Origin of the sequence: Burkholderia sp. 9120, assembly GCF_000745015.1 — a bacterium.
Taxonomy (GTDB): Bacteria; Pseudomonadota; Gammaproteobacteria; order Burkholderiales; family Burkholderiaceae; genus Paraburkholderia.
Window position 1 is genome coordinate 2,940,144 of sequence record NZ_JQNA01000002.1, and the last position, 16,878, is coordinate 2,957,021.

Genomic DNA, 16,878 nt, shown 5'->3' on the forward strand with positions numbered 1-16,878 from the left:
GGACAGATACCCGAACAACCCGGTGGCGGACCGGCAAGGAGTTGCACGATGTGGATCAAGCGAAGCGACAGAATTCAACTTAGCGGCGACGATATCGCGCGTAGCGAAATCACGCCACGGCGCGTATTCGAGAATCGGCGGCGCGTGTTGCAGGCGGCCGGCGCGATGGCGCTCGGCAGTCTGATCGGCGTGAATGGCGAGGCGTTGGCGGCGTACTCATCGCCGGATCCGAAGGCGCAGAAGCTGGCGGCGAAGACCAACGCCAAATTCGTCGCGCTCGACAAGATCACGCCGTTCAAGGACATCACCACGTACAACAACTTCTACGAGTTCGGCACCGATAAAGCCGATCCCGCGCAAAACGCGGGAACGCTGCGGCCGCATCCGTGGAAGGTGAGCGTCGAGGGCGAGATCAAGAATCCGAAGGTGTACGACATCGACGAACTGCTGAAGCTCGCGCCGCTCGAAGAGCGCGTGTACCGGCTGCGCTGCGTCGAAGGCTGGTCGATGGTGATTCCGTGGATCGGCGTGCCGCTTGCCGAGTTGATCAAGCGCGTGCAGCCGACCGGCAATGCGAAGTATGTCCAGTTCATTACGCTGGCCGATCCGTCGCAAATGCCGGGACTGTCGACGCCGGTGCTCGACTGGCCTTACTCCGAAGGTCTGCGCATGGACGAGGCGATGAATCCGCTCACGCTGCTGACCATGGGGCTTTACGGCCAGGTGCTGCCCAATCAGAACGGCGCGCCCGTGCGCATCGTCGTGCCGTGGAAATACGGCTTCAAGAGCGCGAAGTCGCTGGTGAAGATCCGCTTCCTCGACAAGCAGCCGAAGACCAGTTGGAACACGTACGCGACGAACGAATACGGCTTCTATTCGAATGTGAATCCGAATGTCGATCATCCGCGCTGGAGTCAGGCGACGGAGCGGCGCATCGGTGAAGACGGGTTCTTTACGCCCAAGCGCAAGACGCTGATGTTCAACGGCTACGGCGATCAGGTCGCGTCGCTGTACCAGGGCATGGACCTGAAGAAGAATTTTTGAGCGAACGGCTTCGACGATATGGCTTCCGATACGCAACCTGTCACTCAGACCGAACCACGTAAGGCGGCACGTTCAGCTTCAACGGCGTCAAGGCGTCCCGCGAGCGGCGCGCGCTGGATCGTGCCCGCCAAGATCGCGGTGTTCATCGCCGCGTGGTATCCGCTCGCGCGCATCGTGCTGTTCGGCGTGACCGATCGGCTCGGCGCCAATCCGATCGAGTTCATCACGCGCTCCACGGGTTTATGGACGCTCGTGTTCCTCTGCATCACGCTGGCGGTGACGCCGTTGCGCAAGTTGACCGGTGTGGCCGCGTTCGTGCGTTTTCGCCGCATGCTCGGGCTCTACGCGTTCTTCTACGCGACGCTGCATTTCACCACTTACCTCTGGTTCGACAAGTGGTTCGACGTCGCCGCGATTCTGAAGGACATCGGCAAGCGGCCGTTCATCACCGTAGGCTTCGCGGCGTTCGTGTTGCTGATTGTGCTGGCCGTGACGTCGCCGCGCGCGATGGTGCGCAAGCTCGGGCGACGCTGGCAGATGCTGCATCGTTCGATCTACGCGATCGGCGCGCTCGCGATCCTGCATTTCTGGTGGATGAAGGCGGGCAAACACGATCTGGTTTTGCCGAAGATCTACGGCGCGATCATGGTGGCGCTGCTGGGCTGGCGGTTGATCGTATGGTTGCGCGAGCGGAGAGTGAAGGCGCGATAACCGGCGAGCCTCACGTTCATGAGCAAAGCGCGCCGAAAGAAAAAGGGCGATGCCGTTTCGCGGCATCGCCCTTTTTCATTGCTTGTGACTTATATCGTAACGACGCCGACGTTTACGCCGGCAAGATCGTTTCACCCGCAAACAACTGCTTGACCTCTTCGCGTGCACGGACCAGATGCACCTGTGTACCATCCACCATCACCTCGGCCGCACGCGGACGGGTGTTGTAGTTGGAGCTCATCACGAAGCCGTACGCGCCGGCCGAGCGAATCGCCAGCAGGTCGCCGGGTTCGACCGCGAGCAGGCGCTCACGACCCAGCCAGTCGCCGCTTTCGCACACCGGACCCACCACGTCGTACACATGAGCCGGCACGTCGCGCTTCAGTACCGGGTCGATGGCGTGATACGCCTCGTACATGGCGGGACGCGCGAGATCGGTCATCGCTGCGTCGACGATGGCGAAGTTCTTTTCCGCGCCCGGCTTCAGAAACTCGACGCGCGTCAGCAGCACGCCCGCATTGCCGACCAGCGAACGGCCCGGCTCGAAATACACTTCGCGATGGCCGTGACCACGCGCTTCGATACGATCCAGCACCGTACGCACGAACTCGCCGATTTCCGGCGGCGTTTCGTCGTCGTACGTAATGCCGAGACCGCCGCCCACGTCGATGTGGCGAATCTTCACGCCGTCCTGCTCGATCTGCTCGACCAGTTCCAGCACCTTATCGACCGCGTCCAGATAAGGCGCGACTTCGGTGATCTGCGAACCGATATGGCAGTCGATACCGACCACCTCGAGATTCGCCATGGCCGCAGCCGCTTGATACGTGGCGCGCGCGTCTTCGAACGCGACGCCGAACTTGTTCGACTTCAGCCCGGTGGAAATGTACGGATGCGTTTTCGCGTCGACGTCGGGATTCACGCGCAGCGAAACCGGCGCCTTCTTGCCCATTGCCGCAGCCACCGCATTCAGACGATCAAGCTCGGGAATCGATTCGACGTTGAAGCATTTGACGCCGGCCGCGAGTGCGTCGCGCATTTCGTCCGCATGCTTGCCGACGCCGGAAAACACGGTGTTTTCCGCTTTGCCGCCGGCGGCCAGCACGCGCGCGAGTTCGCCGCCCGACACGATGTCGAAGCCCGCGCCGAGTCGTGCGAACACATTCAGCACCGCAAGATTGCTATTGGCTTTGACGGCCACGTGCACGGTCGCGCGACGGCCGGCGCAAGCGCCCGCATACGCGTTCCATGCAGCGGTGAGTGCGGCGCGCGAATAGACGTACAGCGGCGTGCCGAACTGCTCGGCGAGGGAGACGGCGGATACGCCTTCGGCGTGCAGCACGCCGTCGACGTAGTCAAATGCGGATCGAGTCATGCGAAAGTCTTATTGAACGGGTGTGGCGGCAGAGGCAGGCAGCGGTGCCGCCGTAGCGGAGGCAGCGGAAGCGGGCGGCGTGGCGAGTTCGGTTTCCGGCGCCAGCGAGAGCGGCGAGCCCGACGTGTCCGGCACTTCGCCCATGGAGCTTGGCGTGCCCGGTGTCACTGTGGGGTTGGTAGCGGCCGGCGGTGCTTGCGTGCGATCGGTCGGCTTGGCCGGGAGCGGTGGTACGGTCGGCAAATAGAGCGAACCGCGTTGTCCGCAGCCGGCCAGTGCACAACCTGCGAGAATGGCTAAACCCGCTACAATCGCGCGGCCGGGCGCCCCCGCGCGCATCCGAGATACGACTCGCATGACTGTCCCTGAATAAATAATCGATGGAGTTTAGCATGTCCGATAGTGATTACCTGACCCGCGCGGAAGCCGCGCTAGCCGCCATCGAACGCGCGGTTGACGACATCGCCGCCGACATCGAACTCGAGCGCAGCGGCAACGTGCTGACCCTCGAATTCGAGAATCGCACGAAGATTATCGTCAACCTGCAACCGCCCATGAGCGAGATCTGGATCGCCGCGAAAGCGGGCGGTTTTCACTTCCGTTTTATCGACGGCGAATGGCGCGATACCCGCAACGGCACGGAGTTTTTCTCCGCGTTGTCGGAGTACGCGACGCAACAGGCTGGCGAACCGGTTCACTTCGAAGCGTAAGCGCGCAATCGAGCTGACTGCGTAAACGAAAACCGCCGCGTATCGAACGCGGCGTTTTTGCATTTCTGGCGGCCTAAAAACCAGCAAGCCAGGAAGAAACGGCCTCAGTGCCCGCGGAACAGATTCATGATGTCCTGCTTTTCCTGTTCTCCGACCTGCTCGGGCGCGGCCGATGCGGCGCTCGCGTCGGCGTCGAGCGCGGCCTGACTGATACCGACCGTCGAGACGAAACCGTTGCCCGGCGTGAAGTCGTCGAAATACAGTTCCGAGCCGATTTCGGTGATGCCTGCCGGCATCGGCATCTTGTACTCCGGCACGCCCTTGAGCGCGCGGCTCATGTACTCGATCCACACCGGCAGCGCCAGGCCGCCGCCGGTTTCCCGGTCGCCGAGACTACGCGGATTGTCGTAGCCGATCCACGCGATCGCCGTGAGCGTGTGCTGATAACCGGCGAACCACGCGTCGCGCGAATCGTTGGTCGTGCCCGTCTTGCCGCCGATATCGGTGCGCTTCAACACATTGGTCTTCGCGCCCGTGCCGCGTTGCGCGACGCTCAGCAGCAGGCTGTTCATCACGTACGCATTGCGCGGTTCGATTGCGTGCGGCGCGCTTTGCGCGGCCACCAGCGGCTGCGCGTGCGCGACCACGATGCCGCGCTGATCGGTGACTTCGGCGATCAGATACGGATTGACGCGATAACCGCCGTTGGCGAATACCGAGAACGCGCCCGCCATTTGCAGCGGCGTGACGAGACCGGCGCCGAGCGCCATCGGCAGATAGGCGGGGTGACGATCCGCGTCGAAGCCGAAACGCGTGATGTACTGCTGCGCGTACTTCGTGCCGATCTGGTTCAGGATCCGGATCGACACCAGGTTCTTCGACTTCTGCAGCGCGGTGCGCATGGTCATCGGGCCGTCGAAACCGCCGCCGTAGTTCTTCGGCTCCCACGCCTGGCCGCCGGTCTCAGCGGCGCTGAAAAAGAGCGGCGCGTCATTGATGATGGTGGCCGGTCCAAGTCCCTTTTCGAGCGACGCCGAATAGATGAACGGCTTGAAGCTCGAACCCGGCTGACGCCATGCCTGGGTCACGTGGTTGAACTTGTTCTTGTTGAAGTCGAAGCCGCCGACCAGCGCGCGAATCGCACCATCTTGCGGGATCACCGAAACGAACGCGCCTTCCACCTGCGGCAATTGCGTGATCGACCAGTTGCCGTCGTCGTTCTTGATCAGACGGATGATCGCGCCGGGCCGCACCCGCTGATTCGGCTGCGCGCGCGGACCGAGCGCGGCTTGCGCGAAGCGCAGGCCGTCGCCCTGAATGGTCGCGATATTGCCGTCGATGAACGCGGCCTGCACCTGTTTCGGATTCGCCGAGGTCACGACCGCGGCAATGATCTCGCCGTTGTCCGGATGTTCGAGCAGCGCGTCGTCGATAGCCTGTTCGCGGTCGTCGGCGTCGGACGGCAGATCGATGAACGCCTCCGGGCCGCGATAACCGTGACGCCGTTCGTAGTCCATCAGCCCTTTGCGCAGCGCGCGGTAGGCGACGTCCTGATCGGCCGAATCGATCGTCGTCACCACGTTCAGGCCGCGCGTGTAGGCCTCTTCGCGATACTGCGCGTACATCATCTGCCGCACCATTTCCGCGACGTACTCCGCGTGCACGCTGAATTCCTTGCCCGCGCCCTTGACCACGAGCGGCTGTTTGCTCGCTTCGTCGTACTGTTCCTGGGTGATGTAGTGCAGCTCGACCATGCGTTGCAGAATGTACTGCTGACGTATCTTCGCGCGCTTCGGATTGACCACCGGGTTATACGCGGACGGCGCCTTCGGCAGACCCGCGAGCATGGCCGACTCGGCCAGCGTCAGATCCTTCAGATCCTTGCCGAAGTACACCCGCGCCGCGCTCGCGAAACCGTACGCGCGCTGCCCGAGATAGATCTGATTCATGTACACCTCGAGAATCTGATCTTTGGTCAGCTTCGACTCGATCTTGTACGCGAGCAGCATCTCGTAGATCTTGCGCGTGTAGGTTTTCTCGCTCGACAGGAAGAAGTTGCGCGCCACCTGCATGGTGATCGTGCTGGCGCCCTGCGTGGCATGGCCGTTGGTCAGCGCGACGATACCGGCGCGCGCGATACCGGTGAGATCGACGCCGCCGTGATCGTAGAAGCGTGCGTCTTCAATGGCGAGCACCGCTTTTTTCAGGCTATCGGGCACGTCCTGAATATGGACGATGTCGCGCCGTTCTTCGCCGAATTCGCCGATCAGCACGTGGTCCGCCGTGTAGATGCGCAGCGGCACCTTGGGCCGGTAGTCGGTCAGTGCATCGAGTGACGGCAGGTTAGGCGTGGCCACGACCAGCGCATAGCCGAGCACCAGCAGTCCGCACAGAATGCCTGCGACGATCAGACCGACAAAGCCGATGACGAGCTTGAGCCACAACGGGCGTTTGCGCTTCTGGGGCGCGGGCGGCGGGGACGTAGGAGACGTGGATTGCATAGTGGCACCAAAAAACAGTCCCGCGATTATAGCCGCCTCGGTTTTCAGCTTTCGGCCGGCTTACGGGTGTTGCCCGATAAGCCTGCGCGCCACGCGGGATTGACTTCACTGTAGACGCTTTGATGCCGCGTGGGGCGTGCGTCACGCAACGTTAGCCATTCGGCTGAGTGTCGCTCGACGCTGCGCTTGCGCACAATTCTTCCTCGTTACTCGCGTTCGAATGGTTCGCAGCGCGAGTCTGAGGGAGGGCATATGACGGTAAAAAAATCGTGGTTTGAGGTCTTGCAGGCAGGCTCGCTGCGTTTCGCCGCAGGGATCGATGTGGGTTCGCAAAGCGTGCGTCTGGTCGTGATCAGTCATCGCGCGTTGCCGGCTTCGGCACTGAATATCGAGTACGTGTCGACCGTGCCGCTCGCGCCGGGCGCGATGGCGGGCACCGAGATCGCCGACCGGCATGCGGTGGCGCGCGCGTTGCGCGAAGCGTTCGCCGGTCTGCCGCGCGCGTGTGCCGTGCAAGCGTTGCGTTGCGCGATGGCGGTGCCCGCGTCGGCCACGGTCATGACCACGGTGTCGCTCGCGCGGCTTGCCGCGCAAAGCGGCTGCGCGGAAGACGGCGGCCATGAACTGGCCGAACTGGAGCCGGCGGTGATGAACGAGGTCGAGCGGATCGCGGGGCTCGAACGGCATGCGCTGGCGGTCGACTGGTACGTTGACGAACGGCCCGGCGCGAGCCGCTCGGTGACGATTGCCGCGACCGCGCGCCAGCATCTCGAAGCGCGTATGGAATGCGCGGCGGCGGCCGGCATTTCGCTGACCGCCATCGACGGTGAGCCGCAAGCGGCCCTGCGCGCCATGCGCTATGCGGCGAGTCATGAACTCGATCCGCACGAGTCGTACATCGCGCTGTGGATCGGTACGGACGGCGTGTACGGATGGCGTTTCGTCGAAGACTGTCTGGTTCGCGAGATGCGTTATCCGGCGCCCGAACACACGGATCTCGCCGATGCGTTGCGCGACCTGGGTCATGACGCCGCAGTTCGCTGCGCGTTCCTGAGTGGCGAAGTCGATCTGCTCGACGGGGTGGGCTTTTCGATGGTGGATATCGCCGATGTGTTGAGCTGCCCGGTACTGCCCTTCGACCTGGCGCTGCTCGGCGACCTCGAGCGGCCGCAGACCGACGCGTTGTTGCACGAACCGGAGGGCGCGGTGGCGTTCGGGCTGGCGTTGCGCGGGGTGTTCGAATGATGGGCGGTCTGTTGCTGGGAGCGGGCTCGCATCCGCCGGTGTTTTCGTCTTCGTCTTCTTCTTCGTCGTCGCCTTCGCGCGGTGTGCGCTTCGTGCGGTCGTGGCTCGGTGGTTTCAATCTGCTGCCGTACCGGCAGCGCAATGCCCGGCTTGCGCGTCGGCGTCGGCTGCTTGAATGGACTGCCGCTGCATTCGCCGGCTGCGCCGCCGTGCTGCCGTTGATCGGGTGGCAGGCATTCGAGCGCATGCAGCTCGATGCGCGGCGGGCGTCGATCGATCAATCGTTCACGCGTCTGAGTGCGCCACTCGCGGAGAACGCGGCGTTGCTGCGCACGCGGGACGAGCAACGCAAAAACACCGCTCATGCCAGGCGTTTGTCCGACCCGCTCACGCATTTGCGCGATCTGATCGATGCGCTGAGTTCCGAGCCGGGCGAGGGCGTGGTGTTGCAGCAGATGCGTCAGCGTGAACACGAGACGCAAATGCTGGCGACATCGGCTGGACATGCGGCTTCGGCGGCGTGGCTCAAACGCCTGAGCGGCATTCGTGGCGTGAAAGGCGCGGAGGTGAGCGACCTGCATAGCTCGGCGACGCGGGCCACGGGGCGCGCGGGTGCTGGCGCTGACCTTGGTGTTGGCGCTGGCGCTGGCGTGTCTGGCCCGGTCGAGTTCGGTGCGCATTTGCGTTGGGACGATGCGGTGTTGAAGACAGCCGGCAAGACGGCCTTCGCGTCATCCCTTCCTGTTAAGTCCGACCTATCGAGAGGTGTGAAATGAGCACGACATTCGTTGAGTTTGGCGGCGCGGCCAGCGTGCGGCCGTTCCTCACGCATTGGATAAAGCGTGCGCGCTTGCCGTTCTATGCGTGGAGCAGACGTCGCCGCTGGGTGGTTGCTTTGCTGATTGCCGCGATGGTTTTCGCTCTCGGCACGCACGGCTGGATCGTGGCTGATTTCTCGGGAGTCGATGCGAGCCGGTCGGCGCTGGCGGCGAGCGTGCGACGCCTGGCTGACGCGCGGCATTCCCTCGCGCAGTTGCCCGCGCTGCGGCGCGAGGTTGCGGCGCTGGGCGCGGTGCGTTCAAGCGCGTCATGGACCTCGGCGGACGACGTGCGCATCGTCTCCGAACTGGCCGCGCAGAACGACGTCACGTTATTGAGCCTGGAACCTGGCGCCGCCAGCGGTGCGGGTGCCGAGAGCATGCGTCCGCTGCAGTTCACCGCACGCACCGATTTCATCCACCTGATGGCGTTTCTGCGTGGGCTGTCGGATCTGCCGGTGCTGACCGTTCCAGTCGACGTGACGGTGAAACGCGATGCCGCGTCGCTCGTGGTGAACGCGACGCTGAATATGTTCAGCGCGCTGCGGCCGGCGCCGTTGAATGCGTCCGCGGACGTGTTCGTCGACGCAAGCCTCGATTCGGACGATGACGAGGACCTCGTGTTCTTCGATCCGTTCTCGCCGCCGCAGATGTTCGCCGCAGGCGGTGCGTCCGATGCTTCGCCGTTGCGACTCGTCGGATTGCTGCGCGATCGCACGCGTGGTTTGGCGTTGCTCGATACGGCGGATGGCGCGACTACGGTCGTGGCCGGGCAATTGATCGGCGCCGAGCGCGTCACGAGGCTCGACGCGCTCGGGATCACGCTCGCCAGAGGTGATGAGACGCGCACGCTGTCGCTGACGGAGGCTTCATGATGAGCGCGGAAAAATTGGCGCGAATTGCGCGGTCGTGTTGGGGTATGGGCGTGGCGACGGGAGCGTGCGTTTTGCGCGGGGCTCGCCTGCCTCGTGTATTTCGCGTGTCTCGCGTATCTCACGTATCTCACGTATCTCACGTATCTCACGTATCTCGCGGCGGTCGAGTGTCCTGCGCACCATCCACTGGCGGGTGGGAAGCAGGCGCGTCTCGCTCACTGCTCGCGTGCAGGCTGCGGCGCGGGCGTCGCGCGTATCTCGGGCTGGTTGTCAGTTCGGCGTTGAGCGTCGGTGCCGCGCGGGCTTCGACGCCGCCGTTGCCGCCGCTGCCCGACTACATGTTGCCGGACGACGCGGTCGCGTTGCCGGACACGTCGCACAACGCACCGCCGTTGCCGCGCGAGGTTGCCGTCGAAGTGCCGAACCCGTTTCGCGATGATTCGGCGGAGACGACGGATGCGTCGAAGGCGGCTGCGTCCGCTGCGACTGGCGGCGTCGACGGCATGGGTGCCACGGACGCAGCCGGCGCTTCCCCACTGCCCACACAACCCTCAATTACAACCCGAGACGCCGCTTCGGCCTCCGCACTTGAAGGCCCACCCACACCGCTACCGCCGCTCCCACGCCTCAGCGACGCCCCGAAAACCGCCGCCGACGCCAATCTCGCGGCCGACGACAAAGCGATCTCGCTGAACTTCCAGCGTGCCGAACTGGGCGCCGTGCTCAACGCGTTCGCGCAGTTCACCGGCCTGAACATCGTCGCGAGCGAAAGAGTGCGTGGCGCCGTCTCGTTGCGGCTCGACAAGGTGCCGTGGCGCACGGCGTTCGACACCTTGCTCGACGTCAACGGCCTCGCGATGGAACGCCACGGCAACGTGATCTGGGTCGCGCCGCAGGCCGATCTGGCCGCGCGTGAGCGGCAACGCTTCGAAGCGCATGCCCGCAGCGCCGACCTCGAACCGCTCGCCAGCCGCACGTTCCAGTTGCACTACGCGCGCGCCGAGGACGTGCGCCGCCTGCTGACCGGCTCCGGTAATCAGCGCGTGCTGTCCAAACGCGGCGCGGCCACCGCCGATCCGCGCACCAACCTGCTGTTCGTGACCGACCTCGAGGCGCGCCTCGCGCAGATCGCGGCGCTGCTCGGCGCCGTCGACCGGCCGACCCGCCAGGTGTTGATCGAAGCGCGGATCGTCGAGGGTGAACATGGGTTCTCGCGCAATCTCGGCGTGCGGCTTTCGATGGCCGCCACGAGCGAAGACGGCTCGGCGCGTGGCCTGACCGGCGGCAAAGACGGCGCGGTTTATGATCTGTCGGCGCGGCCCATCGCCGGTTTCGACGCCGCGACCGCCGGTCTGACGCTGTTCGCGGCCGCCGCGACGCGGCTTCTGAACATCGAACTGAGCGCGCTGGAAGCCGAAGGCCGCGGGGAAATCGTCTCCAGCCCGCGGGTCGTCACGGCCGACCGGATGAAGGCGGTGGTCGAGCAGGGCACCGAGCTGCCGTACCAGGCGAAGGTGGGGCAGGGCGTGTCGGGCGTGCAGTTCCGTCGCGCGACGCTCAAACTCGAGGTCGAGCCGCAAATCATGCCCGACGGCCGGGTCGTGCTGGACCTCGACGTCGCCAAAGACAGCGTCGGCGAACAGACCGACGCCGGACCCGCGATCAACACCAAACACGTGCAAACGCGGGTCGAAGTCGAGGATGGTGGTACGGTGTCGATCGGCGGAATTTACGCAACCGACGACCGGGACGATGTGACGCGGGTGCCGCTCCTGGGCAAAATACCGCTTTTGGGGGCGCTTTTCCGCCATCGGGCACATCGCGACCAGCGCAGCGAACTGGCGGTTTTCATCACGCCGCGCGTCGTTCAGATAAATTAGGGGCATGGCGCCGCCGCTCTCCAGCGGCGGCGCGCAGGCTCGACAAGGCAGCCGCTTTGCCAGTAAGCTGCGGCACGACCTATACCGGATTAGCCAGAGGACACCGTTGCAAGCGCGGGACGCACACGCCAATGTATTTTTTGTAGGGCTCATGGGGGCAGGAAAAACCACCGTGGGCCGGGCCATTGCGCGCCGTCTCGATCGCCCGTTCTTCGATTCCGACCACGAAATCGAAGCGCGCACGGGCGCGCGCATTCCGGTGATCTTCGAGCTGGAGGGCGAAGCGGGCTTTCGCGAGCGCGAGGCGAGCGTGATCTCCGAGCTCACCGGGCGCGAAAATATCGTGCTGGCCACCGGTGGCGGCGCGGTGCTGCGGCCGGAAAACCGTGAATCATTGCAAAATCGCGGCGTGGTGATCTACCTGCGAGCCAATCCGCATGACCTCTGGCTGCGCACCCGGCGCGACAAGAATCGCCCGCTTCTGCAAACCGAAGACCCCAAAGCGCGTCTCGAAGCGCTCTACGAAGTGCGCGATCCGTTATATCGGGAATGCGCGCATTTCGTCATCGAAACCGGCCGGCCTTCGGTCAACGGCCTCGTCAACATGGTTCTGATGCAGCTCGAGATGGTCGGCGTCGCCAAACACCCTGCGTCATAATGGACCGTATGATTACCGTCAATGTCGAACTGGGCGAGCGCGCCTACCCCATCCATATCGGTGCCGATCTGATCGGCCAGACCGCATTGTTCGCACCGCATATTGCCGGTAGTTCGGTCACGATCGTCACGAATACCACCGTCGAACCGCTTTACGGCGACAAGCTGCGCGCCGCACTCGCGCCGCTCGGCAAGCAGGTCTCCACGGTCGTTTTGCCGGACGGCGAAGCGTACAAAAACCTTGACACCCTGAACCTGATTTTCGACGCGCTGCTCGGCTCGCGCGCCGATCGCAAGACCACGCTGATCGCTTTGGGCGGCGGCGTGATCGGCGACATGACGGGTTTTGCCGCGGCCTGCTACATGCGCGGCGTGCCGTTCATTCAGGTGCCGACAACGTTGCTGTCGCAGGTGGATTCGTCGGTGGGCGGCAAGACCGGCATCAATCATCCGCTCGGCAAGAACATGATCGGCGCGTTCTACCAGCCGCAAGCCGTGATCGCCGACATCGGCGCGTTGCGCACGCTGCCGGCGCGCGAACTGGCGGCGGGCGTCGCCGAAGTGATCAAGACCGGCGCGATTGCCGACGCCGGTTTCTTCAGCTGGATCGAAGCGAACGTCGCGGCGCTGAACGCCTGCGAGCCCGCGGCGCTGATCGAGGCGGTCAAACGCTCGTGCGAGATCAAGGCGTCGGTGGTGGCGCAGGACGAGCGTGAAGGCGGACTGCGCGCGATTCTCAATTTCGGTCACACCTTCGGCCACGCGATCGAAGCCGGGCTCGGCTACGGCGAATGGCTGCACGGCGAGGCAGTCGGCTGCGGGATGGTGATGGCGGCGGATCTGTCCGTCCGCATGGGCTATCTCGACGAGACCGCGCGCAAACGCCTGGTCGACGTGATCGTCGCCGCGCATTTGCCGACCCGGGCGCCTGCGCTCGGCGAGTCGCGCTATGTCGAACTCATGCAGGTCGACAAGAAGGCGGAAGCCGGCATGATCAAATTCATTCTGCTGAAGCGTTTCGGTGAGACGCTGATCACCCAGGCGCCCGACGACGAGGTGCAGGCCACGCTGGCTGCCGCGATCTAACGACGGCGGCTAGCCGGGCAAAGCATCACGCACCCGCGTCACGTGGCGCCGTTTATGTTTCGGAGAACCCGGTGACAGACAGGCGCAGCGACGATGTAAAGCACGACCCTGCGGAGCTGGCCGGCACGGCGGCGCTCGGCGTGCTCACCCAGGAATCACTCGAAGCGCACCTCGCGCCGTACGCGGCGCATTCGGCGCAGTCGCGCGGCCGCCGTTATCCGGAAGCCGCGCCCAGCGCCCGCACCGAATTCCAGCGCGACCGCGACCGCATCGTGCACTCCACGGCGTTCCGCCGGCTCGAATACAAAACGCAGGTCTTCGTGAATCACGAGGGCGACCTGTTTCGCACGCGTCTCACGCATAGCCTCGAAGTGGCGCAGATTGCGCGCTCGGTGGCGCGCAATCTGCGAGTCAACGAAGACCTCGTCGAAGCGATTTCGCTGGCTCACGATCTGGGCCACACGCCGTTCGGCCATGCCGGTCAGGACGCGTTGAATGAATGCATGCGCGAGCACGGTGGCTTCGAACACAATCTGCAAAGTCTCGCGGTGGTCGACGATCTGGAGGAGCACTACGGCGCGTTCGACGGCCTGAACCTGTGCTTCGAAACGCGCGAGGGGATTCTCAAACACTGTTCGCGGGAAAACGCGCGACGGCTCGGCGCGCTGGGCGAGCGCTTTCTCGAAGGCCGCCAGCCCTCTATCGAAGCGCAAATCGCCAATGTCGCCGACGAGATTGCGTACAACAACCACGACGTCGACGACGGCCTGCGTTCCGGCCTGATCACGGTCGAGCAACTCGCCGAAGTGGAGTTATGGCAGACGCACTACGAGGCGGCGCGCAGCGATTTTCCGCAGATCGAGGGGCGCCGGCTGATTCACGAGACGGTGCGGCGCATCATCAACACGCTGATCGTCGATCTGATCGATACGACCAGGCTGAATCTGGTCCGCTACGCGCCGACTTCGCTCGACGCGGTGCGTGCCGCGCCCGTGCTGGTCGCGCATAGCGAAGCGATCGCCGCGCAGGCCGCGGTGCTCAAGCGTTTTCTGTTCAAGAACCTGTACCGCCATTACCGCGTGATGCGGATGGCCAACAAGGCGCGGCGCGTCGTGATTGGCCTGTTCAACGCATTCACGGAAGATCCGCGGCTGCTGCCGCCGGGTTACCTCTCCGCTGACGGAGCGCAGCAAGCCCGTCTGATCGCGCATTACATCGCGGGGATGACGGATCGGTATGCGCTCAAGGAGTATCAGCGGCTGTTCGTGATCGAAGACAACTGATTGCGACACGGCGCCGGCGTGGACCGGCGCCGCAACCTGCCTGCCGCAAACTACCGCAGGCTAGCGCGTGCTACCGCAAGCGGGACGCGAACAACGCCCCGGCAATCAGCGCAACACCGCCGACGATCGCAATCGTCTGCCACGGGTTTTCATGCACGTAATCGTCGGCGTCGGCGATCGCGACTTCAGCGCGCTCGCGCACGGCTTCGCGCGTGTCGTTCAAACGTGCGCGCGCGGCTTCCAGCTGTTTGCGCAGTTTGCCGCGCAGTGCCACGGCGTCGGCCTGGGTGCCATCGGCCAAAGTGGATTCAAGTTCGGACATCAGCGTGCGCAGTTCGCCCGCGATATCTTCGGCCGCGTGGCGGCCGTGGCGTGCAATACGTTTCGCACGGCGGCTCGTGCTGGTCCAGGATTCGCCGAGGGCGTCTCGCGTATTCGGAAGTGCTGTCATGGTCGCTCCGTCGATGAGGTGAAAGGTCCCACGCCTCGTCACACAGACGCACATCACGTCCACGACGCGGGAAACACCCTGCGGACGCAACTTTGGTGCCAAACCCGTGAGCGCGGCCCGATTGCCGCGCAGCCTCGTTCGCGTCGCCGGACGGCGGCCTCGTCGACGGCTATTCGTCAGCAGATATTGCACGAGCCGGTGCGATTGCGGGTCAAATTTACAAACACTCGCACCGGCCCGGAAATAGGGCGCACGCGGCCAGCGTGCGGCCCCGGAGCACACATGAAACGAAAAACGCCGTCATTGGATCGATGACGGCGTTGTCCAAGCCACGAAAATTCGACTACCCTAACTAAACGCGTCCCTATTTTCGCGAAGCGTTAGAAACGGTAACCGATGTTGACGTAGGAAACGATCGGGTTCAGCTTGATCTTGGTTTGCGACGTGGCCGTCAGCGTGCCGACCGGCGTGTTGGCGGCGGTGGTCAGCTTGGCGGTCGTGCTGAGCGGCAGATACGAGATCGAGACGCCCGCGAACCAGTGCTGGTTGAACGCGTAAGTGAAACCGGCATTAAACACCGGCTCCCACGAACTATCCGTACTGACGCTGGTCGGACCATGCAGAACATTAGCTTCAAACGCGCCGTTGGTGATCTTCTGGTCGGTGAACCAGATGCGACTCACGCCAACGCCGAGATATGGGCGGAACGTAGCGGTCGGTGCGTTGAAGTAGTACTTGAACAGCAGAGTCGGGCTCCACTGTTTTGCCTGGCCCAGCTTGCCGAATTGTTCGAGGCTGCCCGTGCCGTTCAGGTCGAAAGAAGGCGGGATGCCGATCACGAATTCGGTTGCGATGTGATCAGTGACGAAGTAGCCGGCGGTGAAGCCGAGCGTGTCGGCGGAACCCAGCGATGCACCGGTGTTGGGTTCGTTAATGTTGGTGGGGCTGCCGCCAAGACTTGTGATTCTCAACGGGTCGCTGCTCGATTGAGGCGCAAGATGGAACCAGCCTGTTGTGACGAAAAAGCTGCCGGCCGATTGCGCGTGCGCTGCCGTTGACATACAGGCTAGCGCCGCGAGCCCCGTTACGGCCTGTTTTAATTTCATATGTGCTCCTCCAGAAAAGGCCCGCTCATTATGACTACAACGTTTGAAACAAACCATACGCGGCGGTTAGAGCTTTCTCCCTAAGCACCGCGCGGTTTCTGGCTCAGCCGCGCCGCGCCGAACGTAGGGCGCATGCGGCTTTTCGGACCTTCGGGTATGTACCAACGCGACTATCGGATACTCCAGCATGGCACGGCTTGCACGTCTCTATGTCCCTGACCAGCCGCAGCACGTCATCCTCCGCGGACTCGACCAGCAGCCCGCGTTCGTCGACGACCAGGACTACGAGCTTTTCATCGACTGTTTGAAAGCGGCTTCGCGCGACCATCACTTATCGATTCACGCTTATGCGTTGATGCCGGGTGCGGTGCAACTGCTCGTCACACCGACCGAGGAGTCGAGCCTGCCGAAGGCGATGCAGGCGGTAGGGCGCCGCTACGTGGCGCACTTCAACCGGCGCTACGCGCGTCGCGGTACGTTGTGGGAAGGGCGTTACCGCGCCACGGTGATCGAAGGCGAACGTTACTTTCTGCTGGCGAGCCGCGTCGTCGAAATGTGTCCGGTGCGTGCGCAACTGGTGAGCGCGCCGGAAGACTACCGCTGGTCGAGCTACCGTCATCACATCGGCCTGACGCTCGACAGCCTGATTACCGACCACCCGTTGTACTGGTCGCTCGGCAATACGCCGTTCGAACGGCAGCGCGCGTATCGCGATCTGTGCGAGCAGCCGCTCGACGAACGCGAAGCCAGTCAGCTTCAGCAGGCCACGCTAAAAGGCTGGGTGTTGGGCAGCGATACCTACCGCGAATGGGCGGCGCGGGCCGCCAATCGGCGCGTGTCGCCGCTGCCGCGCGGCCGGCCGCGCAAGGTGCGCGAGACGCCTCAGCAGCAATAAAAGCGTTTCGCAGCAAAGGGTTGGATCCGAACGGCATCTTCGTATGCCGTTTTCTTTTGCACGGTTTTGATGTGGCACCAATAAAAATACACCGCAATGCACCAACTTGATAATTAGGGATTGATCATCATGTTTTATTTGCTATTCCGTTGATTCGTCGCGTATATTCCGAATTCCGGCGCTTTTTGATACGCGTAGCATTTCAGCGTGTCCCGCTCAAAGCGCCGTCGCGGTTGCGGTT

The 16,878-nt window shown here is 63.7% G+C and carries 16 protein-coding genes; 11 read left to right on the plus strand and 5 right to left on the minus strand.

Annotated elements, in window-relative coordinates; genetic code table 11:
- Positions 1-48 precede the first annotated feature (48 nt).
- Positions 49-1,044, plus strand: coding sequence for a protein-methionine-sulfoxide reductase catalytic subunit MsrP (msrP, locus tag FA94_RS21330; protein ID WP_035554779.1), 996 nt, complete (start codon positions 49-51; stop codon positions 1,042-1,044).
- Positions 1,045-1,062: 18 nt separating this feature from the next.
- Positions 1,063-1,755, plus strand: coding sequence for a protein-methionine-sulfoxide reductase heme-binding subunit MsrQ (gene msrQ / locus FA94_RS21335; RefSeq protein ID WP_035554781.1), 693 nt, complete (start codon positions 1,063-1,065; stop codon positions 1,753-1,755).
- Between the two features lie 112 nt (positions 1,756-1,867).
- On the opposite strand, the gene lysA is transcribed toward msrQ, so the two are convergent.
- Both lysA and lptM read right to left on the minus strand, forming a co-directional pair.
- Positions 1,868-3,130 carry a diaminopimelate decarboxylase gene (lysA, locus tag FA94_RS21340; RefSeq protein ID WP_035554783.1) on the minus strand — a complete coding sequence of 421 codons (1,263 nt, stop codon included), beginning with the start codon at positions 3,128-3,130 and terminating at the stop codon, positions 1,868-1,870.
- Between the two features lie 9 nt (positions 3,131-3,139).
- Positions 3,140-3,487 (minus strand): LPS translocon maturation chaperone LptM, encoded by a 348-nt coding sequence (lptM, locus tag FA94_RS38120; RefSeq protein ID WP_081936024.1) that lies wholly within the window; start codon positions 3,485-3,487, stop codon positions 3,140-3,142.
- Between the two features lie 35 nt (positions 3,488-3,522).
- Here lptM and cyaY point away from each other — a divergent pair, with 35 nt between their 5' ends.
- Complete coding sequence (gene cyaY / locus FA94_RS21350) at positions 3,523-3,840, plus strand: iron donor protein CyaY (RefSeq protein ID WP_035554787.1); 318 nt, start codon at positions 3,523-3,525, stop codon at positions 3,838-3,840.
- A gap of 104 nt (positions 3,841-3,944) precedes the next feature.
- On the opposite strand, the gene FA94_RS21355 is transcribed toward cyaY, so the two are convergent.
- Positions 3,945-6,341, minus strand: a complete 2,397-nt coding sequence (locus tag FA94_RS21355; protein WP_035554789.1) for a penicillin-binding protein 1A — start codon at positions 6,339-6,341, stop codon at positions 3,945-3,947.
- A 252-nt stretch (positions 6,342-6,593) separates the two neighbouring features.
- On the opposite strand from FA94_RS21355, the gene pilM reads away from it, so the two are divergent.
- The 7 genes from pilM (at position 6,594) to FA94_RS21390 (ending at position 14,185) form a co-directional block, all read left to right on the plus strand.
- Positions 6,594-7,586 carry a type IV pilus biogenesis protein PilM gene (gene pilM / locus FA94_RS21360; RefSeq protein WP_035554791.1) on the plus strand — a complete coding sequence of 331 codons (993 nt, stop codon included), beginning with the start codon at positions 6,594-6,596 and terminating at the stop codon, positions 7,584-7,586.
- Positions 7,583-8,362 carry a hypothetical protein gene (locus tag FA94_RS21365; protein ID WP_051980652.1) on the plus strand — a complete coding sequence of 260 codons (780 nt, stop codon included), beginning with the start codon at positions 7,583-7,585 and terminating at the stop codon, positions 8,360-8,362. The genes pilM and FA94_RS21365 overlap by 4 nt, the downstream gene beginning before the upstream one ends.
- Positions 8,359-9,279, plus strand: a complete 921-nt coding sequence (locus FA94_RS21370; RefSeq protein ID WP_035554793.1) for a hypothetical protein — start codon at positions 8,359-8,361, stop codon at positions 9,277-9,279. Before FA94_RS21365 ends, FA94_RS21370 begins: the two co-directional genes overlap by 4 nt.
- 338 nt (positions 9,280-9,617) lie before the next feature.
- A complete protein-coding gene (locus tag FA94_RS21375; RefSeq protein WP_231585126.1) occupies positions 9,618-11,159 on the plus strand; it encodes a type IV pilus secretin PilQ in 1,542 nt (513 codons plus the stop codon).
- A 106-nt stretch (positions 11,160-11,265) separates the two neighbouring features.
- Positions 11,266-11,817 carry a shikimate kinase gene (locus FA94_RS21380; RefSeq protein ID WP_035554795.1) on the plus strand — a complete coding sequence of 184 codons (552 nt, stop codon included), beginning with the start codon at positions 11,266-11,268 and terminating at the stop codon, positions 11,815-11,817.
- Positions 11,818-11,825: 8 nt separating this feature from the next.
- A complete protein-coding gene (aroB, locus tag FA94_RS21385; protein WP_459251940.1) occupies positions 11,826-12,902 on the plus strand; it encodes a 3-dehydroquinate synthase in 1,077 nt (358 codons plus the stop codon).
- Between the two features lie 71 nt (positions 12,903-12,973).
- Positions 12,974-14,185, plus strand: a complete 1,212-nt coding sequence (locus FA94_RS21390) for a deoxyguanosinetriphosphate triphosphohydrolase (RefSeq protein ID WP_035554799.1) — start codon at positions 12,974-12,976, stop codon at positions 14,183-14,185.
- Positions 14,186-14,255: 70 nt separating this feature from the next.
- Here FA94_RS21390 and FA94_RS21395 read toward each other — a convergent pair whose 3' ends face one another.
- A complete protein-coding gene (locus FA94_RS21395; RefSeq protein ID WP_035554801.1) occupies positions 14,256-14,636 on the minus strand; it encodes an ElaB/YgaM/YqjD family protein in 381 nt (126 codons plus the stop codon).
- A gap of 380 nt (positions 14,637-15,016) precedes the next feature.
- Positions 15,017-15,742 (minus strand): OmpW/AlkL family protein, encoded by a 726-nt coding sequence (locus FA94_RS21400; RefSeq protein WP_035554803.1) that lies wholly within the window; start codon positions 15,740-15,742, stop codon positions 15,017-15,019.
- 187 nt (positions 15,743-15,929) lie between these two features.
- Here FA94_RS21400 and FA94_RS21405 point away from each other — a divergent pair, with 187 nt between their 5' ends.
- On the plus strand, positions 15,930-16,637 hold the full coding sequence (locus FA94_RS21405) for a transposase (RefSeq protein WP_035554805.1): 708 nt from the start codon (positions 15,930-15,932) through the stop codon (positions 16,635-16,637).
- The last annotated feature ends 241 nt before the right edge of the window (positions 16,638-16,878 follow it).

Bases quoted from the DNA above. Each gene is read 5' to 3' on its own strand.
- msrP (WP_035554779.1), top strand. From the start codon at position 49: ATGTGGATCAAGCGAAGCGACAGAATTCAACTTAGCGGCGACGATATC.
- msrQ (WP_035554781.1), top strand. From the start codon at position 1,063: ATGGCTTCCGATACGCAACCTGTCACTCAGACCGAACCACGTAAGGCG.
- lysA (WP_035554783.1), bottom strand. From the start codon at position 3,130: ATGACTCGATCCGCATTTGACTACGTCGACGGCGTGCTGCACGCCGAA.
- lptM (WP_081936024.1), bottom strand. From the start codon at position 3,487: ATGCGAGTCGTATCTCGGATGCGCGCGGGGGCGCCCGGCCGCGCGATT.
- cyaY (WP_035554787.1), top strand. From the start codon at position 3,523: ATGTCCGATAGTGATTACCTGACCCGCGCGGAAGCCGCGCTAGCCGCC.
- FA94_RS21355 (WP_035554789.1), bottom strand. From the start codon at position 6,341: ATGCAATCCACGTCTCCTACGTCCCCGCCGCCCGCGCCCCAGAAGCGC.
- pilM (WP_035554791.1), top strand. From the start codon at position 6,594: ATGACGGTAAAAAAATCGTGGTTTGAGGTCTTGCAGGCAGGCTCGCTG.
- FA94_RS21365 (WP_051980652.1), top strand. From the start codon at position 7,583: ATGATGGGCGGTCTGTTGCTGGGAGCGGGCTCGCATCCGCCGGTGTTT.
- FA94_RS21370 (WP_035554793.1), top strand. From the start codon at position 8,359: ATGAGCACGACATTCGTTGAGTTTGGCGGCGCGGCCAGCGTGCGGCCG.
- FA94_RS21375 (WP_231585126.1), top strand. From the start codon at position 9,618: ATGTTGCCGGACGACGCGGTCGCGTTGCCGGACACGTCGCACAACGCA.
- aroB (WP_459251940.1), top strand. From the start codon at position 11,826: ATGATTACCGTCAATGTCGAACTGGGCGAGCGCGCCTACCCCATCCAT.
- FA94_RS21395 (WP_035554801.1), bottom strand. From the start codon at position 14,636: ATGACAGCACTTCCGAATACGCGAGACGCCCTCGGCGAATCCTGGACC.
- FA94_RS21400 (WP_035554803.1), bottom strand. From the start codon at position 15,742: ATGAAATTAAAACAGGCCGTAACGGGGCTCGCGGCGCTAGCCTGTATG.
- FA94_RS21405 (WP_035554805.1), top strand. From the start codon at position 15,930: ATGGCACGGCTTGCACGTCTCTATGTCCCTGACCAGCCGCAGCACGTC.